The organism is Lysinibacillus sp. GW823-FHT06C08 (genome assembly GCF_058795135.1).
In genome coordinates, this window is the sequence record NZ_JBXAHN010000001.1 from 1,005,892 (window position 1) to 1,030,945 (window position 25,054).

A 25,054-nucleotide genomic window follows, 5' to 3' on the forward strand; every position below is an offset into this window, starting at 1 on the left:
ACTTCCTTTCGTCATTACAGGTACCACAGCTTATTATAGACTAGCCTGCACAGAAAAAATAGCATCTCCATAAGCTAGTAGTATATGATGAAAAAGTAATGCTAAAATTTTTGTATTTACTATTAAAAATCATAGGATAGTAGCTGTTGTTTGACACTTTTTAGTTATTATTATAAACTAAGTTACGTTATGTAAGTGTTGTGAAAATACATGTGCTCAGTTGGTGTTTTTAACCAACTGTTTCCTATAGAAGGTTGGAGATTAATATGACAATTACTACTAAAATTATGGACATAGTGAAAGATAAAATGACAGTTATAAAGCACACGAATACAGAAAATATTTGCCTAGTTGGTCCTGTGAATTTGCCTGTTAAACAAGGTGACTTTTCTGCTACATTTCAGTGGTATAACTGGCTTACAGTAGATGTGAATGTATCGAAAGAAGAAATCATTGATGGCTTAGCTACAGCCAATTTGGCTTTTTTACAGCAATCATCAGTTCTTGTATATGGTGATTTTACCCATTCAGAAGATGCTTTAATCCGCATGCATAGTATTTGTCACACTGGTGACATATTTGGCAGTCAGCGCTGTGATTGTGGCTATCAATTGCATGAATCTATGAAAATGATTGTAGAGCACGGCTGTGGAGCTATTTTTTATTTAGCTGATCATGAAGGGCGAGGCATCGGATTATTCTCTAAATCACTCGCTTATTTATTACAAGAAGAAGGGCTAGATACAGTAGAGGCAAACCATGCACTTGGCTTCCCTGACGATACACGTTCATATGAAGAAGCACTCGCAGTTTTAGCTACTCTACGTGCAAAGCCTGTGACACTTATTACAAATAATCCTAAAAAATTGGCTGCTTTACTGGCTCGAGGCTTAGCGGCAGAAGGGCATGTTCCTTTATGGGGTGGCTTAACGGAAACGAATCGTTTTTATTTGGAAACGAAGGTTGAGAAATCTGGACATTTACGAGAAAAACAATAAGTGGAGGTGGCGACCATGACTAATAAAGACGAAAAATACATGCAACTAGCTCTAGACCTAGCAGCTAGTGCAAAAGGCAATACAAACCCTAATCCACTTGTCGGGGCGGTAATTGTCAAAAATGACATTATTGTAGGTACTGGTTTACACAGAAAAGCAGGCGAACCACATGCAGAAGTTCATGCTTTTCGTATGGCTGGTGAACATGCAAAGAATGCTACACTATATGTCACGCTTGAACCTTGTTCACATTTTGGTAAAACGCCTCCTTGTGCGAATTTAGTGAAGGAATCTGGTGTTAGTCGAGTGGTGGTTGCCATGCAAGATCCTAATCCTACTGTAGCAGGTCGTGGCATTCAATTGCTACGCGATGCAGGTATAGCAGTGGAGGTCGGTGTTTTGGAGCAACAAGCACGCCGTTTAAATGAACGCTTTATCCATAATATGCTCACTAAAAGACCGTTTGTTATTTCAAAATTTGCTATGACTGTAGATGGGAAAATTGCTACGCATACAGGTCATTCTAAATGGGTAACAGGTGATGCTGCGCGTGAGGATGTTCACCATATTCGCCATGAGGTAGATGGTATTCTAGTTGGTGTTGGTACAGTCATCGCTGACAATCCGTCTTTAACAACAAGATTAATCGAAGGCTATGGGAAAAACCCAACACGCATCATTATGGATAGTTTATTACGTTCACCATTAGATGCGAATGTGTTCAATACGGAAGAAGCCCCAACAATTCTTGTTTGCAGCAATGAGGTTAGCCAGGAAAAGGTCGATTCATTTACAGATAAAGGCCTTACAGTTTTACCTATAGAGAAGAACGAGCGTGGGCTAAATATTGATGAAATGCTTGCAAGACTTTATGAACACGGCATTACAGATATTTTGCTAGAGGGTGGTAGTAAAGTGAATGCTTCATTTTTACAGCAAGGTGCCATTGACAAGTATGTGATTTATGTAGCGCCAAAGGTTCTAGGAGGGAATTTATCCTTAACGCCATTTGCGGGCGATAACCCCTCTTTCATGAATGAGGCATGGGATATTGAATTTGCCTCATTTGATAAGATAGGCGAGGATTTACGTATTATCGCTTATCCAAAGCAAGGTGAAGGAAATTGAACTATGAAGCGGATGTTTGTATAGTAGGGGCTGGACCAGCTGGTGCTCTTTTATCTTATTTACTAGTCAAAAAAGGGCTATCGGTCATTCTACTAGAACAAAATGTGGTCCTAGGTAAGTCTTTTCGTGGCGAACATTTAAATGAAGAAGGCGAGGCTGTTTTAAAAAGTCATCAACTTTTCGAAGCAGTCGAGTCGCTCGGCTTACTACGTATGGAAAAGCTAGAATATTATGCAGATGGTAATGCCTTTAAAACAATTTTTCCTAATGACTCTGTCGGCCATCTAGGAATTCATGTTCCTCAAGCTAATCTATTAAAAGGAATTTTACAAAAAACGCTGCTATTTTCTCACTTTACTTGCCTGCTACATACGAAGGTAACGGAGCTCATCCAGGACGCATCAGGTAATTATAAAGGCGTAATCGCCATAAAAGATGGAACAACCATAAAGATCAATAGTCAACTAATAATCGGTGCTGATGGACGCTATTCTACGATTCGTAAGGCAGCACATATTGATGTTCAAAAACAAAAACATGGCTTTGACTTATTATGGGCTAAAATTCCAGCGCCTTCAGACTGGGAGCCCTCTATTAAAATGGCATTAATCGGAGATAAGCAACTATCATTGTTCACGCAAGCTGGTGGCTTTATTCAAATTGGGTGGAATATTGAACAGGGGAGCTATCCACAGCTCAGAAAACAATCATTTATACCTTTTATCCAACAGCTTACGACGCAATTTCCCGCATTATCTGAGCCAGTAAAGGAACATATTCAGTCTTGGAAAGATTTTGTGCTGTTAGATGTTTTCAGCTGCCTCTGTAACTGTTGGGGTACGAAAGGTCTTGTGCTATTAGGCGATGCGGTTCATACGATGACGCCAACCGGAGCATTTGGCCTGAACAGTGCGTTAAAAGATGCTGATTGTTTGGCGTCTCTATTAGATAAGGAATCATTAGCTCATTTTAATGTTCAAGATTTTCAGCATATGCGAAAGCAAGCTATTGAGGATGTCTTAGCAGTACAAATAGAGAGTGAACAAACTTTTTCTGCTCATTTTGTCAATAGAGCATCATGAAAGGAAGTAACACCTAATGAAATTTGGTTTTGACATTGATGATACACTAATAGATTTACGGGCACATGCCTTTGCTATTTACAATAAAAAAATGGGAAAAAATATTCCGATTGATATTTTTCATACGCTAAAAAGAGTTGAAATTCATGAGCCATTTGGCTTATCAGATGCAGAGGGAGCAGCGATGTGGAACAGTTCATTAGAAGAGATTTATTTTACGAACTGTCCTTCTTTTGAAGGGTCATTAAAAATGCTACAAGCTTTAGCGGAGCATGGCCATGATATTTACTACATTACCTCTCGTCCGAAGCAATTTTGTACACAAACAAAAGAATGGATGGGAGCACAAGGATTTCCAATAAAAGAGGGCCATTTTTTCTGTGGTATGCAAGATGCAGAGAAGGTAGCGATTATAAAAGATCTTGCTTTAGATGTTTATGTAGATGATAAACCAGCAGTGCTGGAGACACTTCACAATATACAGACAAAAGTAGTGTTAAAAAATCAATCGTATAATCAGCATGTTGAGTTACCAAGATTGCATCATTGGCAGGATTTTTTAGCACTTATTGAAGCGTAAGATTCTCTATATGGATGAACCCCAAATTATAGTGACTGATAAAGTTACTATCATTTGGGGTTCTTTTTAGTCTAATAAAAATGAAATAGTAGATTGATTTAGAATGAATTAAAGTAACGTCGCTTATTTCCAGGACTGAAATTGCCGCCTTACGTTCCCATCTGCTTTTATGATGAAGCATCCAATTAATGCCGTTTCCCACATGTATCCAAAATTAATGGAATCGACTAAGGTGGAAGCGTGTTAGATCCTGCTGACATTCACCATATAACGTTAATTCTGCGAGAGCTTCTCCAACAGCACTGCTAAATTTAAAGCCATGACCTGAAAAACCTGCCGCGATTATAATATTTTGATGAGTAGGTAAGAAATCAATGATGAAGTCTTCATCTGGCGTCATGGAATATTTGCATGTTTTCCCGTATTTTAATGCGCCATGCCGAGGCATAAATTGCTGAATAAAATGTTGTAAATCTGCACGATCCTTGTCATCGAATGGATGAAGAGGCCCATTTGGATTTATTTCTTCGCCACCATCATGTCGACCTAGCTTTAGTCCTGCACCATCAATGCTAGGGAAGCCATAGTAAGAGGAATCGGCGAATTCAAAGCAATAGGCTGGAAAGACCTCTTCACTATAAAGCTCTTCATCCGCTTCGAACCATGCAAAGGTTTTTCGCGTTGGTGTAACAGGGAGGGAGATATCCAACGTTTGAAGTAGCTCAGTTGCCCATGCCCCAGCAGTGACAATTAATTGCTTTGTTTCATAGACTTGATTGGCCGTTTGAACTTGCACCATTTCTCCAGCTTGGATGCTAACAACTTTTTCATTTGTTTGTAAGCGTGCCCCAGCTTCCAAAGCTAGCTTTTTATAGGCTCGAATACATGCTTCAACTCGAAGGACACCAGCTGTCGGCTCAAAGCAGGCCACTAAATTAGCTGGTAAAGATAATCCAGACCATTTGTTCATGGCTTCAGCTGCTGAATAGTGTTCGAGTGCTAATTCATGAAGTGTAGCACTGGCTCTTACATTTTGAATAAAACTGCAGGTTGGTTCTCCGATATTTACTACACCAGTTTGTAAAAATAAGTTTTCATCTGCTAAAGATTCGAGCTCCTGCCATAGCTCCCCAGCTCTTTTCACGAAAGGTACATAGCTAGCTCCCTCCCCATAGGCAAAGCGAATAATTCTTGTCTCTCCATGATGGCTACCTTCCTCATGTGGGGGATCAAAAGCATCCAGCATCAAGACATTTTTTCCTGCCTTCGCTAAATAATAACCTGCCGCCATCCCCATAGAGCCTGCCCCAACTATAATGACATCATATACCATAATAATCCCTACTTTTTTACTCAAGTATAACAGATTGCTAGAAAATGAAACAGAAATTTTTGAAAAATTAAAAAAGCACAACCCTCGCTCACTAATAGTGAAAGTGGGTTGTGCATGAAATTGTTCATTATTTTGAGCGTGGTAATATTTTATTGAGGATAATGGCTACGAGTGCAGCTGTGGCAATTGGTGAGCCGAATAAATATTGAACAGTTGTCGGTAATGAATACAAGAAATCATCTGGTAATAATGTCAATGCTAACGTTAAAATAACTGGAATAGCAATCACATACATTTCCTTTTCGCCAATATGTTCATTTTTCATGACCTGTAAACCACTAATAGCAATGATGCCGCAAACAATGACAAATACTCCTCCAATGACAGCCGAGGGAATGGCTGAAATGAGAGCGGCTAATTTACCAGAGAAGCCAAAAACAATAAACCAAATACCCGCAGCGATAAATACGCGACGACTGGCAATTCCTGTAATGGAAATTACCCCTGCATTTGTTGAGTAACCAGTTACTGGTGTAGAACCTAGTAATGAAGCAATAAAACAGCCAATCCCTTCACCGACAACACCTCGATTAATTTGCTGATCCGTTAAAGGTTTATCGATAACATTACTAATAGCAAACCATGTTCCTGTTGTTTCCGCCATTAAGACAATATAAATAATGACCATTGTAATAATGGCAGAAATATTAAAGCTAAAGCTGAAATCCGCGAATGGAATTTGAGGCATACTAAACCATTTTGCTTGTGAAACAGCTGATAAATCTAAAACTCCCATCATATTTGCAGCAATACTACCAACTATTAAAGCAATAATAACGGAGCCAATACGGAATAGACGCCCCTTTTGATGGAAGACTGTACCTAGCATTACACAAATCATTAGGACTACTGCTGATATCAATGCTAAATAAATATTTTGTTGAATGGATGCACCTGCTCCATTAAAAATATTATCGCTTAAACCGACAGGCATTAACGATAGACCAACAACAAAAATAATTGTTCCCCCTACAATTGGCGGAATAAATGTTAGTACAATTTTATTGAAGATACCTGTGTAGCCTAAAATAATTACTAAAATGGCACCAACTAAGCTTGCGCCTAATATTGTGCTCCACCCTAAATCCCCACTGCCACTGGCTGCGTAAATACCAACGATTGCTCCTAGTGGAACATAGGAAGGGCCCTGCGCCATTGGTAATTTCATACAGAAATGTGTTTGTATAATAGTTGCAAGCCCTGCAGCAATAAAGGTTGATTGTATTAATGCACTGGCTTGACCAGTTTGTAAGCCAATTAGCATGGCGATTAAAAATGGGACAACGTAAACATCCATTGCCATGACATGCTGTAAACCTAGTAACGCTGATTGACCAATCGAAACTTTTTCATCTGGCAGTACGGTTAATTTGGTTGTTTTTCTCGTTGTATTAGTTAGTTTGCTATGTTGCGTTTCCACGAAAATGTGCACCTCATATTGATAAATTTTTAATAGACAGTTGATGAATCATTAGTCCCTAGAATGAACTTTATTCCCTTGGACCCAAACCTCACGGATATTTTCAGGACGGACAAGATACATCATTTTTTGGAAAATATCGTGTAATGCTTCTTGGCTATCGAAAATCGGAAGTTTTGCAGAATGGGTCTTTGTATCAATGATTTGTACATCCCATGTATAGTTTTCCTGTAAACGACCAATTGGAAGGCTTAAGCTTTCACCGCCACCAGCTGTCGCTAGATAAAAGGCTTCATTAATCGTAATACGTGAATTTGGAACACCACGTCTGTTGGCTGCGATTGCTGTATCTACCCCATCTTCAAGCATTCTCGATGACATGACAGCTTGTCTTGCATTATCGAAAAGGCTAGGGGAAAATCCACCAGATATATCTGAACCTAATCCAATATCAACGCCGAGTGCATGGAAACGGGCAATGGGAATAACGCTATTTGCAAAATAGGCATTAGATATTGGGCAATGACCGATAGCTGTGCCTGTCTCAGCAAATAAACGTGCATCATCATCGCTTAGGAAATTACAATGGGCCATAACAGATTTTTCGCCTAATAAACCAAAATCATGGAGAGCCTCAGCATCATTTTTATGGAATCTTTCCTTGACGTAGCCATGTTCCCAATCACTTTCACTACAGTGAGATTGGATATGTGTATTGTATTTTGCTGCTAATTCCCCTAAGCCCTTTAAAGCATGGTCGGTACAACTTGGAATGAAGCGAGGAGTGACAACAGGATATACACCTTGCTTAGTTGTCTTTGCTAAATCCTTAACAGCTAAAATGAATTCTTCTGTATCAGCAAGAGCTGTTTGTGTAGTAGCATCTCGGTAAAAATGAGGATTTTGTTCAGGATCATCCATCACCACTTTTCCGACTAATCCTCGTTGCCCCTTTTCAGCACAAATTTTTGCTAAAAGAATACTAGCCTCTTTATGAACCGTCGCAAAATATAAGGATGTTGTAGTGCCGTTAGCAAGGAGTGTGCTCACTAAATCTTCGTAAACCTCTTGAGCAAATACTAAATCCGAAAATTTTGATTCGATAGGGAAGGTATATGTGTTCAACCAATCATAAAGTGGTATGTCTAAAGCTGTACCAGATTGCGCCCATTGTGGTGCATGTACATGCAAGTCGACAAATCCTGGTAAGAAATATTGACCTTCATCTAATGGATGAAAATGTTTATGGTGTTGGTATGTAGTTAATAGTTGTTGGTAATCAACATGTTCAGGAGAGACTGTTTTTTCAATCATGCCATCTGCATTAATGAAAAATAAATAATCTTTTAAAATCTGAACTTCAGTAGCAGATTTACTAGTAAAAGCTGTTCCTTTGAAAATTTGCGTATATTCAGCCATAAAAACCACCTTAATGTTCGTTTATTGATAATAACACGGATTATTATAGGCTATTTAAACTATTAAGTCTATAAAAAAACGAATAATAATAGGGGGTGGTTAGTGGTAAAAAAATGGCTCAGCCTACATTTTTACAGCTTTGACAGACGCTGAAAGATAGAAAAAGGCACTCTTTTTTGATGCTAGAGTGCCTTTTTTTCTAAGAAGTTGTTTCATGAATGATATGAAGAAAGTTATTAAATGAAGAAGAATGAGGTTGTTCATTTTTCCGTGTACAAAGATAAACTGGGCGCTGAATGTCAATATTTTCAATAAACACTCGTGCTATTTGTTGCTGCTGGATAAAGCTGGATGCTGCTATGGATGGGGCAAGCATCGTCCCGAAACCAGCTGCAATTGCATGAATGGACTCATTGATTCCATCTAGTTGTAGTCCCACTTTAGGTGGGGGTATCTTATGTACTTTACATAATGCATTTAAATATTCCTTTGTGGAGCTACCATCTTCTCTTGTGACAAAGGGCTGTTGCATGAGTTCGGAAAGTGAAACCGTTTGACCGGCTAATGAGTGATTGTATGGCACAATAAACCAATAATCTAAATTCATCAGAAATTGGTAATGAATATCAGGGTGATGACCATCTTCTTTAACGATAAAGGCTAAATCTGCTTTATAATGGAGTAACTCCTCTATTACTTGCTGTGAATTAGCTGTTTTTAAATGAATATGCGTAGTTGGGTAGACTTGTTTAAAATGGGCTAATAATTTAGGTAATAAAAAATGAGAGGGCACATGTGTGGAAGCAATTTGTAATTCCTCATGGCCTGTATTTTTTAACTGTTCTACTTTATTTTCGATATCTATTTCTAAATCAAATAAGCGCTGTGCTTGTTTATATAAAAAGGCACCGCTCTGAGTTAGTGTAATACCTCTACCTTTCGATTCTAGCAATGTTAAACCTAGTTCTTTTTCTAAATTTCGAATTTGAATGGTTACAGCGGGCTGACTAATCATAAGGGCTTGCGCAGCTTTGGAAACACTATTGAGCTCGGCTACCTTTGTAAATAACCGCAGTGCATGTAGATTCATGATAGACACACCTTTTATAAATTATTTTTATGCATTTATATAGATTATATATTAGATTTATTAATTTTTGCTCGGTATCCTTTTAATTACAATAGGGGAAAGGGGGGACACTATGAATCGTCAACATATGGGGATTGTTTTCGGAGGAATTTTATTACTCGTCATCGCTATGGGCATTAGTCGATTTGCTTTTACGCCGATTCTACCGTTTATGCGACAGGATGTAGGATTTTCTTTAGAAGTTGCTGGGTTTTTAGCTTCAAGTAATTATATTGGCTATTTCATTGGTGCACTATGGGCGGGCTTTATTCATCGTCAGCGTAAACAAATTTTAATGGTAAGTGTTATTTTTAATGTCCTATCAGTTGGATTAATGGGCTTGATGGAGCTGTATAGTATATGGTTAATTCTTCGATTAATCGCTGGTATTACAGGTGGACTAATTTTTGTTTTAACGTCTAGTATTGTCATGGATTATTTGGCGAAACACTCACTATCCCGATGGTCGGGCTATGTATTTAGTGGTATAGGGCTAGGAATTGCCATTTCAGGCATATGCGTTCCTCTTATTGAAGCGAGACTTGCATGGCAAGGAACATGGTTAGGACTAGGCATACTATCAGTTGTTTTTTTACTGATTACTACTATTTTATGGAGAGGTTTAGAGATTCAAGATACGTTAAAAGTAGCGAATTCTTCTAATACGAAAATGACAAAGGGCTTTATGCCATGGCTTATTTTGTCATATGGACTTGAGGGACTAGGGTATATTATTACAGGTACTTTTTTAGTGGATATTATTCATAATATTCCTTCTCTCCAAGCGTACTCCTCGTATAGCTGGGTCATTGTAGGATTAGCGGCAATCCCATCGGCACCTGTTTGGACGATCTTATTAGAGAAGTTTTCAGCAATAAAAATTTTGTTTGTGGCATACATACTTCAAGTAATAGGCATCTTGTTACCTGTATTTTCACAAACTGTATGGAGTGTATTAGTAGCATCATTTTTATTCGGTCTAACCTTTGTAGGTATTGTGACACTGACTACATCCTATGCACGGCAACTTTTTCCTACACAAAGTGGATTTGTTGTATCATTACTAACAACGTTTTATGCGTTTGGACAAATAATTGGACCTATTGTCGCGGGTCAGCTGGTCAATATTTATAATAGCTATAAGGCAGCGCTAGTCTTTGCGGGTATAATCGTCTTTGTGGCATTACTAGTGATGTTAGTGGGCAGATGGCTGACCATAAAAAAAGAAGCTGTTGCTGAACATACCATTTCGATATAAAGCATAAAAGCCAGAAATCCTATATGGATTTCTGGCTTGAGTCATTTACTTAAAGAAGGCGTGCCTCTATCTACATGATATTAAAAAATTAAATAAAAGTCTATATATTTTTTTCTTTATATGGAAAAATAGACAAGTGCACATGGGACGTAACGTTACGATTTTACATTGAAATGAGGTATTTTTATGAATACAGAACAAGCCATTAAACGTTGGAATCAATATGCGGAAAGGTATACCGCTAATTATCATGAGTATGGTGATATTCATCGTGAAGTACTATTAAACCCCACTATATTTTCTCTACTGGGAGAGGTGGATGGAAAGCATCTATTAGATGCGGGGTGTGGCGAAGGATACTTAAGTAGATTACTAGTGAAACAAGGGGCTATCGTAACGGCTGTTGATTTTTCACAAAAAATGCTAGACATTGCTATGGAAAGAACACCACAGCAGTTGCCCGTTCAATTTTTTCATGGTAATTGTGAAAATTTAACGTTCTTAGCAGACAATCAATTTGATTGTATCGTTTCGAATATGGTACTTCAAGATTTAGAGGATTATCGTGCTACAATACGTGAGATGTATCGTCTTTTAAAGCCGAATAGCACTTTTGTTTTTTCAATATTGCATCCCTGCTTTGTCACGCCAAATAGTGGATGGATTAGACATGAGCAGCTGGATCAGCAGTATTGGAAGGTACAGCGTTACTTTTATGAAGGTGTTTATCAACAACTAGCTGCAGACCCACCTATTGTATTGTTTCATCGCACATTAACAAGCTATGTGGAAGCAATTACGGAAGCGGGCTTTCATATAGAAAAAATTATAGAGCCGAGACCGTCACAAGAGATGCTTGAAAAGTACCCTCAATTTGAGGAAGATTTGCATTGTGCTGATTTTATAGTGTTTAAACTGAAAAATTAAGGAGGAGAGACCGTGAGATTATTTCATGTTAGTGAAGACCCTACGATATCGATTTTTCATCCTCGTATACCTGAGCGACCAGATTTAGATGCAAGCAAAGGTCTTGTATGGGCGATCAACGAGAGATGCCTGCCTAATTATTTAACTCCGAGAGATTGTCCGCGTGTTTGTTTTCATGCTGGGAGTAAAACGACAAATCAGGACAGACAGCATTATCTCACTACAGCGCCTCATGTAGTGGTTATCGAACGCAAATGGGTGGAGGTATTGAAAAGTACAAGATTATACTTATATGAGTTTGAGGGTAACGGATTTACGCTACAGGATGAAAATGCGGGCTATTCGGTTAGTGAAACGCCTCAAATTCCTATTGCGTTATTTGAAATCGATGATATATATAGTGCAATGTTAGAACGTAATGTCGAATTGAGAATAGTAGATAGCCTAAGGGACATTCATGATGAAATTCAGCATACAACGTTACATTGGTCAATGTGTCGAATGCGCTGCGCCCAGCCAAGATATTAAGTAAACAAGCCTCGTCATGTATTTTTTACATAGACGAGGCTTAGTTATTTATTATACGTTAGATGTTTGTTCAATCGGTGTTGAAGAGATATTGACTAATTTTTTGTCTTGATAAGTAAAGATGTATTCGTAGTTCGTAGTTTCATTAAGCATTGTAGGCAAATAATACTTTAAATCTGCAATGCCTACATTTTCAGGGTGGAAAATCCAAGTAAGCTCCTTCCAATCAAGAATGCCCTCTGCAACCTTTATCGGTGTAACATATGTAAATGAATCAGGAATTTCTGCTATAAACGCATACATACAGCCATAATCAATGACCCCATCTGTCCATGTGATTTTACCTTTATAAGTAATATCCTCAACCGTAATACCTGTCTCTTCTTTAATTTCTCTTAGGGCACCAGCTAAAGGTGTTTCATTTTGTTCAATTTTTCCACCTACACCATTCCATGCGCCCATCCAAGTTGGATAGTCTCTATTAAGTAATAGGATGTGCTCACCCTTTTTTAAAAAACAAATCGTAAATTCCACGACAATCTACTCCTCCTTCTTTTCTTTATAAATTCCCTTTCCATTTCTAAGAAACTAGAACTGCTTTGATACGTATTGTATCAGAGAAAATACTAGGCCACTTAGTAATTTTTCAGAGACACATGTTAAAATGATGTTATTCATATAGACGATGATCGTAAAGGGGAGAGGAATAGAGTGATTTTAATAAGTGCTTGTTTAGCAGGATTAAATGTTCGTTATAACAGTACGAACTGTATAGATGACAGATTACAAAAGCTTGTGTTAGAGAAAAAGGCTATCACCGTTTGTCCTGAGCTCATGGGAGGATTTTCAACACCTCGTGAGCCTGCTGAAATAGTGGGAGGCAATGGAGACGATGTTCTTGATGGCAAAGCTACCGTTATTGAAAGGTCTGGCCGTGATGTCACAGAGCTATATATGAAGGGGGCGTATGCGACCTTACAGAAAGCGCTAGAGGTGGGAGCGACACAGGTCGTCTTAAAGGAAGATAGCCCGTCCTGTGGTAGTGCAGCGATTTATAATGGCGAGTTCAACGGTACTAAAATAGTCGGGGAAGGCGTAACCACTGCCTTACTTCGAAGAAATAATATTGTCGTGCTATCGGAAGAAGATATTTAGTGAATGACGGTTCCTCCAAAAATCACTCCATGGAAATGGCCCCTAATTTGTAGGGGCCAAGCTTATTCCACAATTAATATTCGAGGTGAAGTCTTAGCTATAACTTTTGTAGAGACCCAGCCGCCAAAACAAGCTGCCATTACACTTACAAGGCTTATTCCGATACTCATCGGCCAGTTGATCACAAGCGGAAGTTCAAGTAAGCCGTATTCTAAAATAATGGAATGGAGAGCAAGTGGAATTAATTTTATACCGATAATAAATCCTCCGATTGCGCCGAAAATAGAAAGAATTAAAATACCGGATGTAATCGACCACCTAATATTTGGAGAGGTCATTCCAATGGATTTATAAATTCCATACGTACTACTTTCTTTTCTAACATTAATTCTCGATACACTAAAAATAATGATGCATGTTACGATGATAAATAAAAAGCCAACGATTGAAAGTGGGATAACTAATACGGCTACAACTTCTTTAAAAACAGCATCTAGTAATACTTGTTGTGTGACTGCTGATATAGAGCTTTTAAAGTGAGCATTCAAATCCTCGACAATTTGAGGAGCGGATGTTACATCTAATAGATTCATCATACTAATTTCAGAAGCAGAATAGGTAGCGTTATAAACTTTAATAACATCTGCTGAAATTCTCGCTGAGTTGGACATATTTGCTATAGATTGATAGATTCCTGTAATGATCAGAAAGTGCTGCTTCCCCTCAATGTAAACTTCTACGATATCTCCAATATTTTTATTTAAAGACCGCGCGACATTAATGCCGATAGCTATCTCATTTTTACTGACAGGATTACGTCCAAACATGGTTTCATAGCCAACGGCATCAAAGCTACCCTCGATGACATTGACACTGATATTTAATGGCGAATTGTTGTCGTTAGGAAGTACTCCCGTTAATTGATCTAGCCATGCATAATCTTTAATACGTTCATCTTCCAGTAAAAAATCTTCAAATTGTTGTTTTGAAAATGTCTCTTTATTAAATACGGTTACTACTACATGTGATGCATCATACCCCCACGAGGGTGAAGTCTCTTTGATGGAGATAAAACTATTCAATATGACCACACTAAAGACGAGTATGGCAGATGTTATAGAGGTAAGCGCTATAATTAGTATGGAACTTTTTAAATTTTTTGTTATGCTTTTCAGTCCAATTTGAAGTTGAATAGGTAGATTAGATAAACGAAATAGTCTACTCGAGCTGCTTCTACGACGATTTATTTTACTATTTGCACTTTCCGACATACCATATTTGATTGCTTGGACAGGTTCCACCTTGCGTGCCTTGTTTGAGTAGAAAAAGGCGGTGAGTAGCACAATCCCAAATAGGATGAGGGCAATTAGCACGGTTAGTCGAGTATCTTGGTGAATGGCTAAATGATTTCCTGCTTTAAGGTAGGATAAGGAGCTTTCTATAATGATTCTGGAAAGAAATTTACTTACGATGAGTCCAGGTATGATCGAGAAAGCAGATAACAAGCCAAATTGTAATACGTAAGTAGCACTTATCTGTAGAGACGATAGACCGAGAGATTTCATAACGCCTATTGTTCTGTAGTTCGCTAAAATGGCGTCGGAAATGCTAAAACCAATGATAAATAAAGATACCAGAAGCATAGCTATACCAAAGGCAATCATGATAAAACCAATGATTTTATTAATAATTAAATAAAAAGAAGCTATTTCTTCATATTCCATTTTAGATTCGAGATAAGGTCCTAGCAGATAGTTTTCAAAATCACGCCAATAGCTAGAGCTTTGCTGATAATCGTCAAAGCGTAGTGCCATCATGTATTGTTCAGTACCGATCATGGATGCTAAATGCAACTGATAGTCAATATTGTTCATCCAAATACGAGCGTTTGTTGTAAAAGGACCACCATAGGGCATATCTACTACAACACCTGAAACCATTAAGCTAAACGTTCTCTCACCTGTATTAAATTCAATTGCATCGCCAAGTGAAATGTGAGCACTTGATGCCAATGAGGTAGGAATCCAAATGGTCCCTTTAGGTGGAGATGTTTGCTTTTCTCCCTCAGAAAATAATAATTGATCGATCATTGAAGGCATTTTTTGCGTATCCATCATAAATAAATAGAGATTGGGCATTTCTTTCCCATCGAAGGTAATTCCAGATAAATTTCTATAGGGTATTAAGTCGGAGGAAGTTACCCCTTGCTGCTCCTGCCACCAATCGTTTACGGCAAAAGGGTTATGAACATCATCACCCATTGTTAAAATTTGATGGGCACCATTTGAATCAAAATGGGCTTTTTCAAAAATATTGTTCGTATTTATTAGTATGGTTACAGAAGTAGCGAGTAAAAGCGTTGATAGGAAAATAAGGACAACCATCAGACTATTTTGCAATTTTCTTTTTCTTAAATGGGAGGAACAAAGAGTGACAATTGCGTACATCGACTACTCCTTTCCAGCAACATAAGAAAAGATAATATGTTCTCGCTCTTGTATATTAAGATGATCATATTTTTCGAAGTTTAATACCCCATCTATTTTTCCATCTTGAATGATAATAAGACGATTTGCACGACAAGCTGCCTTTATATCATGGGTTATCATAACAACAGATTGCCCTTTTCTATTTAAATTAGTTAAGATATCTAATACGGCTACCCCTTGATCGTAATTTAAACTACCAGTTGGTTCATCCGCAAAAAGCACTTCAGGATTATTAACCAATGCTCTAGCTATTGCAGCTCTTTGTTGCTGACCACCTGATGTTTGAGAAGGTAAACGATTTCGTTGCTTATCAAGACCCATTAAATGTAGTAGCTGTTCTGCTTTTTGGATAATTACTTTTTTATTAGTTTTGGCGATGTATCCAGGAAGGGCGATATTTTCTAGCAGCGTCAAATCAGGGATGAGATTGCTATTTTGATAGATATAACCAACCTTCTGTGAGCGAAAGGACGCTAGCTTTCTTTCTGAAAAGGTATCTAGCTTCTCCCCTTGAAAGTAAATTTCACCTGCCGTAATCGTATCCAGTCCACTTAAAAGATAAAGAAGCGTTGACTTACCAGAACCAGAATTCCCCATAATAACAGTGAAATCCCCCTTATAAATATCAATATTCATATTTTTAATGGCATGGAATTGTTCGCTACCCGTTGAAAAGGTTTTACATACATTTTGGGCTCGTATCAGTACTTCTTTTTCCATAGTAAGGCCTCCTTTTGATTTATTTTCTTTAGTGTAATATGTAATTATTAGTAGGTCCTTATGAAATTATTAATAAATTCTTACAGTCAAAGTAACCTTTTGAACAAAAAAACGTTGTAGTAAACGATTTGAAAGATGTCATAAAAGGAGATGGAAGTTATGCCATTAACATTTGCTCATCCAGCAGCGGTCCTACCTTTTTCTCGAAAAAGTAAATATATTCATTTTTCTGCCTTGGTATTAGGTAGCATGGCTCCAGATTTCGAATACTTTTTAAGGGGACGCCCAATAGGGGAGATTGGTCATACATTTGCAGGGTTCTTTTTATTCAATCTTCCACTCGTACTAATAATCTACTTGATTTATCATCGGTTTATCCATCAACCAATCATGAGCCATTTACCAGAATTTTTACAGGATTTTAATAGCTATCAAATTTCAGGGACTAAAACATGGAAAATCATTGTTTTTAGTTATTCAGCATTATTAGGTATGCTAACCCATGTCATATGGGATTCATTTACACATCAAAATGGGTATATGGTGACCAATCTTCGTTTTCTTTCTCAAACATTTACTTTATTTGGATTTCATATCCCCATTTATAAGTTTTTACAGCACGGAAGTACATTGTTAGGCATTACGCTTATTTTTGGATATATGTATTACAGGGCATCTTTGATCAAACATAATAAAGTGCCGGCGGTATCTCCTCAGAAAAAAATAGTTTTTTGGAGTGCGCTAGCTTTCTTAACGTTTGTTTATGTATGTTTTTGGCAGTGGATCAATGGCATTCCGTTAAGCAGCTACGGGGTATGGGTTGTCCGTATCATCGATTCATTTTTTTGTAGTGTACTGACCCTTTCCATCTGTTTAGCATATCGGAAAAGAACGATGAACCATAAAAAGACTACCTAAAATGGGAGTCTTTTTACGAGATAGGGAGTGTAAGTGTAAAGGTAGTGCCTTCCTTGTGCTTGCTATGAAATGAAATTGAACCATAGTGTTCCTCCATAATATGCTGACAAATGGATAGGCCAAGCCCCGCTCCTTCGTTTTTAATAGCAGATTCTCTTTCGGCCTGATGACCTCTAAAGTAACGTTCAAAAATAAAGGGCATATCTTCGGGAAGCATCCCATTGCCATTATCTATTACTTGGATATAAAGTGTTTGATCTTCAATATAAGTAGTAATAGTTATGGTATCTCCATTGGAGGTATGCTTTAATGCATTGGTAACAAGGTTGGATATAACCTGCTCTAGCCGTCCCTCATCTACTTGAATAAGGACATTAGGAATCATTGCAGGTTTGATAAAATGAATATTGGTTGTTTGGACATAATAGTGAATCGGCTGCAAAATGTTTGTAAGGACGTCTCGGCTATATTGTTCTTTTAAATGGATGGGGATGTGGCCGAGTTCCTTTAATGTATGAATAAATAAATCATCAATGAGTCTCGACATTTTTTCCGTATTTATCTGCATGATATGAATGTAGGACATAAGTGAATCTTCATCTCGACAAACGCCCTCAGATATAGCGTCCAAATAAGCTTTTATAGTAGTTAGAGGTGTTTTCACATCATGAGAGATATTCGAAATGAGCTTTTTTTGATGTTGCTCCTGTTCATTTCGTTGGATGACTAATTGTTTAATCTCTAATCGCATTTGGTCAAATACGGCATACAATTCACCAAGCTCATCCAATTTCGGATAGCTACTCATTTGTTCGTAATTCCCTTTGACAATTTCCTCGGTGTTTTTTTTCAGCTCATGTAATGGTGTTAAAATGTCTTTCTGTACTTTCCTATTCATATATAGGGCGAAGCATATAATAAAGAAGCTCAGAGCGCCCATCATGACTACTAAAAATAAGTAGTTTGAATTTGGTTGTTTGGATGGAAATAGACTATCTTTGTTTAGGGTAAAAATAGCATTTCCTATTTGTTCATGACTCTCATCATTAACAATAGGAAAAGCAATATTTATTTTTCCCGGTTCTTGTTGTGATGTAAATAAATCATAATGTATATCATTTTTAATTTGAATCGTAGATGTAAGGTCATTCTCTTTTGTATGGAATATTACTTTGCCATCTAGGTGAAGTACGGTCATATCAATTTCTTGGTCATCGCTCATTTGTTGCAGCATACTACGTATCTCGGAATCTCGTTCTAGAATTGAAAGATGATCTTCTATGTACAATAATAACTGGTTCACGGATAATCGAATTTGATTGATGACATATTGATCCTCTGATACTTCTTGAGATTTGTTGGTAGCAAAGAATAGAATAAGAGTTCCTATAAACAATAGTCCAACACAGATGATAAGCGTCCATATCCATTTGTTGATCCATTTTTTTAAGTACATTTGAGTCTCCTATACGTGATTGGATGTACTGAATTTATAACCAACTCCCCAAACGGTTTGAAGATAAACAGGATGAGAAGGATTGATTTCAATTTTTTCTCGAATCCGTCTAATGTAGACTGTAATTGTATTTTCGTCTCCATAGGTGTCATAACCCCAAACTGCATCAAGCAACTGACTTTTGGAGAAGACTTGATTTCTATTTTTAGCTAGAAAAAATAGTAACTCGAACTCTTTTGCTGACAGGGGAATAGGCTTGTTATCGCGCAAAAAAAGATATTCCTGCTTATTAATAATGATATTATCAATGTGAAGGACATCCTTCTGAACGTCATGATCTTGAAGCCATCTATCCTGCCTTCGTAAATGGGCATTAATTCTTGCCACTAGTTCACTTAGTGAAAATGGTTTAGTCATATAATCATCCGCACCAAATCCTAGCCCCAATACTTTATCGGTATCACTCCCTCTAGCACTTAAAATGAGTATTGCCACATTACTATGTTCACGGATCTTACGGCATATTTCGATCCCATCACAATCGGGTAGAGAAAGATCAAGGATCACGAAATCTGGAGCGGATTCTTGCAAATAAAGGATAGCTTCATGGCCAGTTCTTACAATATGTGAATCGAACTGATGAACGCTTAAGTAATCCTTTATAATATTGGCAATATCATTTTCGTCCTCCACAATTAGAACGTTGATGTTCTTCATTAAAATGATCTCTCCTTAATTTAATGTCTAAATCATTTTCTTCTCCGATTAACGAGGAAGAAAAATAAAGTAATGATAAGGAATGCGTAAATGATTATCCAAGCAAAATGCCAGTAAAATACGTTAGGGACTACTTCTATTTGATCGCCAATGCTCATTATTTCTAGTGAAAAATGAACAGGCGGTAGTAGCCACAGGAGACCAGCTTGGATATTGTTTTTTAAAGTAGCGATAACGACAGAAATAATTAGGATACTTATGACACCCCACCAAGTATTTTGCCTATTGTTCACAATCTCTCTTGTGAACAAGGCAGTGAGTGCAATAGCAAGAATCGATAAACTAAAATGAGACAAGAAACCTAATCCTATATGTAATGGTGTTGGTTTTTCGAAAAACGCATCAATGAGAATAGGATAGAAGACTGAAACACAACTTAAGCTAAAAGCAATTAAACCACAAATAATGAAAACTCCAATATTGTAATGTGTTGGACTTTTGGCATGAAGAGTAGTAATCAACTTTTGCCCCTCATCCTCAGCATGAAATAATGTAACAGTAAACCAGCCCATTAAAAAGAACAGAATAAGCGATGTAAATGAATAGCTATCTAATATTGGATTAGGCACAAACGTATAGTTAACGACAAGACAGAGGATGAATATTGTAAAAGGTGGAACGTATTGATAGGTTCTTAAATAATTAATAAATTGATAGCGCAATAAACTGCTCATCTTTTTCGATACCTCCTATTAAAAATGAGAAGAAAATTGTTCTTTTTTGTGATGGCCATTAGCTAAATATTTAATAGAGGCATTTTTTTGTAGTAGTTTTAGCAAAATTTGATCTGAATCCTTTGCCTGCACTATCGATACGATTTCATAATGACCATTCGCTAAAGGTTGTTTTTGTTGAATTTCCATCAAAGGTACAATTTCATCGAGTAATGCTAGGCTTGCAATATCAAATATTAGTCGATATACAGGCTGGCTATTCAAATCCTTTGCTTGAATGAGTTGATTTTCTTGAATAAGTAAAACTGAATCGACAAGACTTTCGAGTAATTTCGTTTCATGGCAAGTTAGGATGATGCTTAGTCCTTTATCTCTTACAGTGGCCAATATTTGTTCGAAATCATTTTGTGCTTTGGCATCAAGCCCCGATAATGGCTCATCCATTATTAGTAAATCTGTTTCTTCTAGCATTGCCTGCATGATCATCACCTTTTGCCTCATTCCTTTTGAGAAGTGGACGATCCTTGTATTTTGAGACTCTTTTAATTGAAACATCTCAAGCAATTCATCTATTTTCTGCAAAAGACGCTTTTTAGGCATACCCCGAATCCGCCCCATATGATACAGATATTCTTGCGGGGTAAATAAAATATGGGAAGGGGTGACTTCTGGGACATAACCGACTTTTAGCGAAGTTTTATGCGCCACAATTTTACCGCTGTCTGGTTTAATGAAAGCCGCAATAATTTTGAGTAAAGTGCTTTTTCCAGATCCATTTTTTCCGACAAGCGCAATAATTTCTTTGGCTGCAATCGAAAACGATGCATGCTCTAAAACTGTTTTCCCATTAAATTGTTTACTAACGTTTTGTACTTCCAAAATAGTAGCCATCTTCACTCACCTTTATTCTTTAGATAAATCTCGACTATAAAATTATTATAAAGAAATTTGGTCTTTCACTTCAATGAAATTGGATAAATTCCCTATATTTAGATATTATCATACCCGCAATAAAAAAAGTTCTGCCGAATGGAGCAGAACTTTTAACGTTTTATTATAACGAGCGATATTTTTTTAAACTAATAATATTTAAAGTGATGAAAACAATGGCGAAACAAGCAAGTATGCTGAGATTCAGGATAATATCCAGGAAGGCATACCCTTTATACATAACGCCATTCAATGCGTCTGCTGCATAGTAAAGGGGCATGATTCTGCCCATACTTTGAAGCCATTCAGCCATACTATCAAGTGGGAAAATGCCCGAAAAGAATACTTGTGGAACAATAATTAATGGTATAAATTGCATCATTTGAAATTCGGAAGCGGCAAAGCTTGATAATAGCGCACCCAATGATAAGGACACAAGAGCGACTACCATATTAATGAGTAAAACAAGCCAGATAGAGCCTACATGAACAATATCTAGTACATAAATACCAAACAACACGATAATAATCGTTTGTAGAAAGGCAAATAGACCATAGCCGACCATATAACCTGCTACAATTTCTGAACGTTTAATCGGTGTGGCGAGTAAACGTTCCAATGTTCCAGAGGTGCGTTCCTTTAACAGGGCAATGCCAGTAATTAAAAAGACAAAGAAAAAGACAAAGAAGCCAATGAGCATGGGACTAAAAATATCGAAAATGGCAGTATCTTCATCACCATACACATAGTCTGTTTTCAAGCTCCTCATTGCGGCTTGTGATGGCTGTAAAATTTGTGCAAGCTGCATGGTTAAAGCTTTTGACTGGGAAGGATCATCATTTAATAAAGTTAATTTACTACTATTTGGCTCTATTTCTAGCCATCCGTCATACTCTTTATCCTGCAGTTGTTTTTTCGTAAAATGATCGTCTACAACAATCGAAAAATCCGCATTTTTAAGTTTCTCTATTAATGGCGCGGGGGCATCGGAGACAACTAGTGTGATCGTAGCTTCGTTACTATTAAAAATAAAGTACATTAATGACAGTACGAGCAGTGGGGCAAAGAACAATAATGCAAGTGTCCGTTTATCTCGTTTCATCTGTTGGATGATTCTTGTTACAATTGCACCCATTCTCATAATACGTCCCCTCCAGCCATTAAAAATACTTCATCAAAATCCTTTGCTTGGTAATGATCCTTTAATGCTTGGGGTGTACCTTGTGCAATAATTCGACCATTTCTTAACATAGCTAATTGATCACATCTTTCTGCCTCATCCATTGCATGAGTCGTTACTAAAATCGTTTTCTGTTCTTGATCTTTTAAACGAAGGAGCTCTTGCCAAATTTCTTTTTTGAGGACAGGATCAATTCCTACTGTTGGTTCATCTAAAATCAATAGCTTAGGATCTTGAATAAGGGCAATCGCTAACGATAATCTTCTTTTCATTCCGCCTGAATAATTCCCCACTTTACGTTGTAAATCATCGGTAAGACGGACAAGATTGCCAGCATAGGCAACACGCTCCATTCTTTCGGCTTTCGATAAGGGATAAAGCTTAGCGAAAAAATGTAAATTTTCCTCCCCCGTTAAATCTGTATAAAGAGCATCTGATTGTGCCATATAGCCGATATCTTTCAATAATTGTTGGTGGGGTACAACCAAATTTAATACTTCAACAGTGCCGTTATCAGGTTTCAGCATGCCCATTATCATTTTAATTAACGTTGTTTTACCACAGCCTGATGGACCCAGTAAACCCATTAATTGCCCTTTTGGAATCGTTAAAGAAAGGGGGGCAATAACCTTCTTATGTTGGAAACTTTTTTCAAGGTCTTTTATTAAGATGGCATGGTCGACCATACAAATTTCACTCCTTCACTGAACACAATGTTGATTTGATAAAAATTTTAAGGTAGCATGTGAGCAAATACAATAAACAGTTTGCCAGTATGTGTTAAGTATATGGAGGGAAGTACATTGTCCGTACATGACAAGATGAATTTTGAAACAAAACAAGCCATTAAATCGGCATTGATCCAGCAAGTAGAGGAGGTGGGCTTTGAACGTGTGACAGTAAAAAATTTAGCACTAACAGCCCAAATTAATCGAGGAACCTTTTACTTGCATTACTCAGATAAATATAAAGTAATGGAAGATTTGCAGCAGGAACTGTTGATGGAATTAGAACGCTATGTGAAACATGTACAACCAGTAGATGCTTTTCAAACATTGAAAATGGGACAACTCTATCAACCGTTCATCAAGGTTATCACCTGCATAAAAGAGCATGCACCCGCCTATCGTATGTTATTAGGTGAACAGGGAAGCCCTAGCTTTACACAAAAGATGAAAACCATATTTGGCAATCATATTTTGGACAGATTATCGGTAGTTCGCGAGGAAGTGAAGGACCCAGAATTCCAGCAATACTTACAAGCCTTTATAGCATCTGCCATTTTAGGAGTGATTCAAGAATGGTTGGAAAAGGGCAATGACAATTTAACGGTAGAAGAAATGGTCACGATGCATTTTCGGTTAATGCGATTTTTAGGGAATGTAGTAGCTAGCAGTTAAACACAAAAATCTACATAACGTAGAATGGGCCATGTAGATTTTTGCTCCTTATAAAAACTAGAATAACGCTAAGTATGCGAAATAGAACAATGGGAAAATGAAAAAGAACATGATTGGCATCATTCACATCGCCTACCTCATGTTCTAATTAAGCGTATTCAAAATTATTTTCCATAATAATCATTTAATGCAACTTCCAAGCGTTCTTCTAAGTGTGTAGAAATATAATTTAAAACGAATTGCTCTTTTTCCATTTCAATTTGAGAGGATCTGAACATCCTTTTGAAAAAACTAACTTGATTATTCATTGAAAATTGCTGTAATGCTTCTGTACGTAAGGTAGAAACGATTTCATTTTCGATATGACGCTCTCTAATTTTCTGTACAATTTCCTTGACACCATTTTCTTGTAGCTCGGTAATCTGTTGTTGGAGATTTTCATTTTCCTGTTTTAATTCCGAGGTTTCCTTTTGAATTTCCTCAAACTGAAGGGCCGAATCGGAGGATAATCGTTGAATGTTCTCGGCAAGAAATTCCTGATTAATGTTAACTTGTAATGTTCCATGCTTCTCATCCGGCAAAATCTGAAAAAGCCCTGTTTGAATCATTTGCTGTAGGACATTCCCAAGAACATCAATTTTATTGGATAAATCCCCGGAGTCCATAGTCGTTGCCGTAATTTGATGCCTCAACAGCTGACCATTATCATCAATACCAAGCAATAATTTTATACCCTTCACACGATATTCATCCTTTAATAATAAAATCATTCTTAGCCTTAATATAGCTGGTAAGTCTAAACGGATATTTCCATGCTCATTCGGTGTAGCATTGTCGAAAATGTACTGCTCAAACGGCTTTAAATAGTAGCGAAGCATGGCATCTGTAATATCGAACCAGCCAGCGATTTCTGCTATTGTATAGTGATTAGTTTCATCGATGTTCGTTAAATAATCATCATTGTAGAGGCTCTCCTCTAAAGGCGTATGCTGTAGCGCAACAAACAATGGGTCATCTTGCACAATTCCAAGTACCATCTCTTTTGCATCATTTACTTTAAGCATCCTTTCACACCCCACTTTATTTTTCCCATAACAAAATGTTCCCTATATAGGTTTCTATTCGATTGGTAGCAATTGTATGCCTAATTTGTGTAGGAAATAATCATTAGAACAATGTACCTTTTAACCTTTTATGACTCTTTCGAAAAAAAATAATTTGTCCTAAGAGGAGATGTGTGGAGTTATTGGGAGAGGGGACTTATTGGATGGTTACCATCCAGCTTTATTAGATGAAACTGGTTTGAAAGTATTCGCTATGTTTTAAATAGATAGAGGATTGGCAAGGTATGAATTGAAGCTACAAGGAAGTTGAAAAATGATTCAACCCAATAATTTCAAAGGCTATAAAAAGTTCAAAGTAAAGTCATACACAAATTAACAATAATTAAGATAGATCGTAGTGGAGCGAGTATTTGGGAAATTGATAAAGGG

General features: G+C 37.3%; 24 protein-coding genes. 10 read left to right on the forward strand and 14 right to left on the reverse strand.

Going from position 1 to position 25,054, the window contains the following annotated elements; all coding sequences use genetic code 11:
* Window positions 1-266 precede the first annotated feature (266 nt).
* Genes AC1Q6O_RS04710 through AC1Q6O_RS04725 form a run of 4 tightly spaced genes read left to right on the forward strand, consistent with a single transcriptional unit; the run spans window position 267 to window position 3,788 of the window.
* Window positions 267-998: a GTP cyclohydrolase II gene (locus AC1Q6O_RS04710; RefSeq protein ID WP_008174564.1), complete on the forward strand. Its 732-nt coding sequence runs from the start codon at window positions 267-269 to the stop codon at window positions 996-998.
* A gap of 15 nt (window positions 999-1,013) precedes the next feature.
* A complete protein-coding gene (gene ribD, locus AC1Q6O_RS04715) occupies window positions 1,014-2,126 on the forward strand; it encodes a bifunctional diaminohydroxyphosphoribosylaminopyrimidine deaminase/5-amino-6-(5-phosphoribosylamino)uracil reductase RibD (RefSeq protein ID WP_492400942.1) in 1,113 nt (370 codons plus the stop codon).
* Window positions 2,123-3,208, forward strand: a complete 1,086-nt coding sequence (locus AC1Q6O_RS04720) for an FAD-dependent monooxygenase (RefSeq protein WP_492400944.1) — start codon at window positions 2,123-2,125, stop codon at window positions 3,206-3,208. Before ribD ends, AC1Q6O_RS04720 begins: the two co-directional genes overlap by 4 nt.
* 16 nt (window positions 3,209-3,224) lie before the next feature.
* Window positions 3,225-3,788, forward strand: a complete 564-nt coding sequence (locus tag AC1Q6O_RS04725; RefSeq protein ID WP_008174559.1) for a 5' nucleotidase, NT5C type — start codon at window positions 3,225-3,227, stop codon at window positions 3,786-3,788.
* Between the two features lie 214 nt (window positions 3,789-4,002).
* Here the strand turns inward: AC1Q6O_RS04725 and solA are convergent, their stop codons facing one another.
* The 4 genes from solA to AC1Q6O_RS04745 all read right to left on the reverse strand — a co-directional run bounded on the left by solA (window position 4,003) and on the right by AC1Q6O_RS04745 (window position 9,110).
* Window positions 4,003-5,121: an N-methyl-L-tryptophan oxidase gene (gene solA / locus AC1Q6O_RS04730; protein WP_492401027.1), complete on the reverse strand. Its 1,119-nt coding sequence runs from the start codon at window positions 5,119-5,121 to the stop codon at window positions 4,003-4,005.
* A 127-nt stretch (window positions 5,122-5,248) separates the two neighbouring features.
* Window positions 5,249-6,601, reverse strand: coding sequence for a uracil-xanthine permease family protein (locus tag AC1Q6O_RS04735; RefSeq protein ID WP_492400946.1), 1,353 nt, complete (start codon window positions 6,599-6,601; stop codon window positions 5,249-5,251).
* 51 nt (window positions 6,602-6,652) lie between these two features.
* A complete protein-coding gene (gene guaD / locus AC1Q6O_RS04740) occupies window positions 6,653-8,020 on the reverse strand; it encodes a guanine deaminase (protein ID WP_427535507.1) in 1,368 nt (455 codons plus the stop codon).
* A gap of 199 nt (window positions 8,021-8,219) precedes the next feature.
* On the reverse strand, window positions 8,220-9,110 hold the full coding sequence (locus AC1Q6O_RS04745) for a LysR family transcriptional regulator (RefSeq protein ID WP_089985435.1): 891 nt from the start codon (window positions 9,108-9,110) through the stop codon (window positions 8,220-8,222).
* 112 nt (window positions 9,111-9,222) lie between these two features.
* Between AC1Q6O_RS04745 and AC1Q6O_RS04750 the strand changes: the two genes are divergently transcribed.
* The 3 genes from AC1Q6O_RS04750 (at window position 9,223) to AC1Q6O_RS04760 (ending at window position 11,862) form a co-directional block, all read left to right on the forward strand.
* A complete protein-coding gene (locus tag AC1Q6O_RS04750) occupies window positions 9,223-10,407 on the forward strand; it encodes a YbfB/YjiJ family MFS transporter (protein ID WP_008174554.1) in 1,185 nt (394 codons plus the stop codon).
* 186 nt (window positions 10,408-10,593) lie between these two features.
* Window positions 10,594-11,334, forward strand: a complete 741-nt coding sequence (locus AC1Q6O_RS04755; protein WP_008174553.1) for a class I SAM-dependent methyltransferase — start codon at window positions 10,594-10,596, stop codon at window positions 11,332-11,334.
* A gap of 12 nt (window positions 11,335-11,346) precedes the next feature.
* Window positions 11,347-11,862, forward strand: a complete 516-nt coding sequence (locus tag AC1Q6O_RS04760; RefSeq protein ID WP_492400947.1) for a DUF6886 family protein — start codon at window positions 11,347-11,349, stop codon at window positions 11,860-11,862.
* Window positions 11,863-11,913: 51 nt separating this feature from the next.
* Here AC1Q6O_RS04760 and AC1Q6O_RS04765 read toward each other — a convergent pair whose 3' ends face one another.
* The gene (locus AC1Q6O_RS04765) at window positions 11,914-12,396 is read right to left on the reverse strand and encodes an NUDIX hydrolase (protein WP_008174551.1); all 483 of its coding nucleotides are present in this window, start codon (window positions 12,394-12,396) and stop codon (window positions 11,914-11,916) included.
* A 177-nt stretch (window positions 12,397-12,573) separates the two neighbouring features.
* On the opposite strand from AC1Q6O_RS04765, the gene AC1Q6O_RS04770 reads away from it, so the two are divergent.
* Window positions 12,574-13,017 (forward strand): 2-thiouracil desulfurase family protein, encoded by a 444-nt coding sequence (locus AC1Q6O_RS04770; protein WP_239355322.1) that lies wholly within the window; start codon window positions 12,574-12,576, stop codon window positions 13,015-13,017.
* Window positions 13,018-13,079: 62 nt separating this feature from the next.
* Here the strand turns inward: AC1Q6O_RS04770 and AC1Q6O_RS04775 are convergent, their stop codons facing one another.
* Window positions 13,080-15,464: an ABC transporter permease gene (locus tag AC1Q6O_RS04775; protein WP_492400948.1), complete on the reverse strand. Its 2,385-nt coding sequence runs from the start codon at window positions 15,462-15,464 to the stop codon at window positions 13,080-13,082.
* Window positions 15,465-15,467: 3 nt separating this feature from the next.
* Window positions 15,468-16,226, reverse strand: a complete 759-nt coding sequence (locus tag AC1Q6O_RS04780; RefSeq protein ID WP_008174547.1) for an ABC transporter ATP-binding protein — start codon at window positions 16,224-16,226, stop codon at window positions 15,468-15,470.
* A 159-nt stretch (window positions 16,227-16,385) separates the two neighbouring features.
* Here AC1Q6O_RS04780 and AC1Q6O_RS04785 point away from each other — a divergent pair, with 159 nt between their 5' ends.
* Window positions 16,386-17,144, forward strand: coding sequence for a DUF4184 family protein (locus tag AC1Q6O_RS04785; RefSeq protein WP_492400950.1), 759 nt, complete (start codon window positions 16,386-16,388; stop codon window positions 17,142-17,144).
* Between the two features lie 13 nt (window positions 17,145-17,157).
* Here AC1Q6O_RS04785 and AC1Q6O_RS04790 read toward each other — a convergent pair whose 3' ends face one another.
* The 6 genes from AC1Q6O_RS04790 to AC1Q6O_RS04815 form a co-directional block, all read right to left on the reverse strand.
* Entirely contained in the window at window positions 17,158-18,600 is a 1,443-nt protein-coding gene (locus AC1Q6O_RS04790; protein WP_089985446.1) for a HAMP domain-containing sensor histidine kinase, read from the reverse strand.
* A 9-nt stretch (window positions 18,601-18,609) separates the two neighbouring features.
* On the reverse strand, window positions 18,610-19,317 hold the full coding sequence (locus AC1Q6O_RS04795) for a response regulator transcription factor (RefSeq protein WP_008174542.1): 708 nt from the start codon (window positions 19,315-19,317) through the stop codon (window positions 18,610-18,612).
* 32 nt (window positions 19,318-19,349) lie between these two features.
* Window positions 19,350-20,051, reverse strand: coding sequence for a resistance to Congo red protein (locus AC1Q6O_RS04800; RefSeq protein ID WP_043989765.1), 702 nt, complete (start codon window positions 20,049-20,051; stop codon window positions 19,350-19,352).
* Between the two features lie 18 nt (window positions 20,052-20,069).
* Window positions 20,070-20,942, reverse strand: a complete 873-nt coding sequence (locus AC1Q6O_RS04805; protein ID WP_008174539.1) for an ABC transporter ATP-binding protein — start codon at window positions 20,940-20,942, stop codon at window positions 20,070-20,072.
* 163 nt (window positions 20,943-21,105) lie between these two features.
* Window positions 21,106-22,122, reverse strand: a complete 1,017-nt coding sequence (locus AC1Q6O_RS04810) for an ABC transporter permease (protein ID WP_008174538.1) — start codon at window positions 22,120-22,122, stop codon at window positions 21,106-21,108.
* Complete coding sequence (locus AC1Q6O_RS04815; RefSeq protein WP_107921472.1) at window positions 22,119-22,847, reverse strand: ABC transporter ATP-binding protein; 729 nt, start codon at window positions 22,845-22,847, stop codon at window positions 22,119-22,121. Before AC1Q6O_RS04815 ends, AC1Q6O_RS04810 begins: the two co-directional genes overlap by 4 nt.
* Window positions 22,848-22,964: 117 nt before the next feature.
* On the opposite strand from AC1Q6O_RS04815, the gene AC1Q6O_RS04820 reads away from it, so the two are divergent.
* Complete coding sequence (locus AC1Q6O_RS04820; protein WP_089985450.1) at window positions 22,965-23,561, forward strand: TetR/AcrR family transcriptional regulator; 597 nt, start codon at window positions 22,965-22,967, stop codon at window positions 23,559-23,561.
* 164 nt (window positions 23,562-23,725) lie between these two features.
* Here the strand turns inward: AC1Q6O_RS04820 and AC1Q6O_RS04825 are convergent, their stop codons facing one another.
* Window positions 23,726-24,625 (reverse strand): hypothetical protein, encoded by a 900-nt coding sequence (locus AC1Q6O_RS04825; protein ID WP_008174535.1) that lies wholly within the window; start codon window positions 24,623-24,625, stop codon window positions 23,726-23,728.
* Window positions 24,626-25,054 lie beyond the last annotated feature (429 nt).

Coding starts and splice junctions, on each gene's coding strand:
- AC1Q6O_RS04755 (WP_008174553.1), top strand. CDS start 10,594: ATGAATACAGAACAAGCCATTAAACGTTGGAATCAATATGCGGAAAGG.
- AC1Q6O_RS04745 (WP_089985435.1), bottom strand. CDS start 9,110: ATGAATCTACATGCACTGCGGTTATTTACAAAGGTAGCCGAGCTCAAT.
- AC1Q6O_RS04790 (WP_089985446.1), bottom strand. CDS start 18,600: ATGTACTTAAAAAAATGGATCAACAAATGGATATGGACGCTTATCATC.
- AC1Q6O_RS04775 (WP_492400948.1), bottom strand. CDS start 15,464: ATGTACGCAATTGTCACTCTTTGTTCCTCCCATTTAAGAAAAAGAAAA.
- AC1Q6O_RS04810 (WP_008174538.1), bottom strand. CDS start 22,122: ATGAGAATGGGTGCAATTGTAACAAGAATCATCCAACAGATGAAACGA.
- AC1Q6O_RS04800 (WP_043989765.1), bottom strand. CDS start 20,051: ATGAGCAGTTTATTGCGCTATCAATTTATTAATTATTTAAGAACCTAT.
- ribD (WP_492400942.1), top strand. CDS start 1,014: ATGACTAATAAAGACGAAAAATACATGCAACTAGCTCTAGACCTAGCA.
- guaD (WP_427535507.1), bottom strand. CDS start 8,020: ATGGCTGAATATACGCAAATTTTCAAAGGAACAGCTTTTACTAGTAAA.
- solA (WP_492401027.1), bottom strand. CDS start 5,121: ATGGTATATGATGTCATTATAGTTGGGGCAGGCTCTATGGGGATGGCG.
- AC1Q6O_RS04795 (WP_008174542.1), bottom strand. CDS start 19,317: ATGAAGAACATCAACGTTCTAATTGTGGAGGACGAAAATGATATTGCC.
- AC1Q6O_RS04825 (WP_008174535.1), bottom strand. CDS start 24,625: ATGCTTAAAGTAAATGATGCAAAAGAGATGGTACTTGGAATTGTGCAA.
- AC1Q6O_RS04785 (WP_492400950.1), top strand. CDS start 16,386: ATGCCATTAACATTTGCTCATCCAGCAGCGGTCCTACCTTTTTCTCGA.
- AC1Q6O_RS04725 (WP_008174559.1), top strand. CDS start 3,225: ATGAAATTTGGTTTTGACATTGATGATACACTAATAGATTTACGGGCA.
- AC1Q6O_RS04750 (WP_008174554.1), top strand. CDS start 9,223: ATGAATCGTCAACATATGGGGATTGTTTTCGGAGGAATTTTATTACTC.
- AC1Q6O_RS04805 (WP_008174539.1), bottom strand. CDS start 20,942: ATGGCTACTATTTTGGAAGTACAAAACGTTAGTAAACAATTTAATGGG.
- AC1Q6O_RS04710 (WP_008174564.1), top strand. CDS start 267: ATGACAATTACTACTAAAATTATGGACATAGTGAAAGATAAAATGACA.
- AC1Q6O_RS04780 (WP_008174547.1), bottom strand. CDS start 16,226: ATGGAAAAAGAAGTACTGATACGAGCCCAAAATGTATGTAAAACCTTT.
- AC1Q6O_RS04815 (WP_107921472.1), bottom strand. CDS start 22,847: ATGGTCGACCATGCCATCTTAATAAAAGACCTTGAAAAAAGTTTCCAA.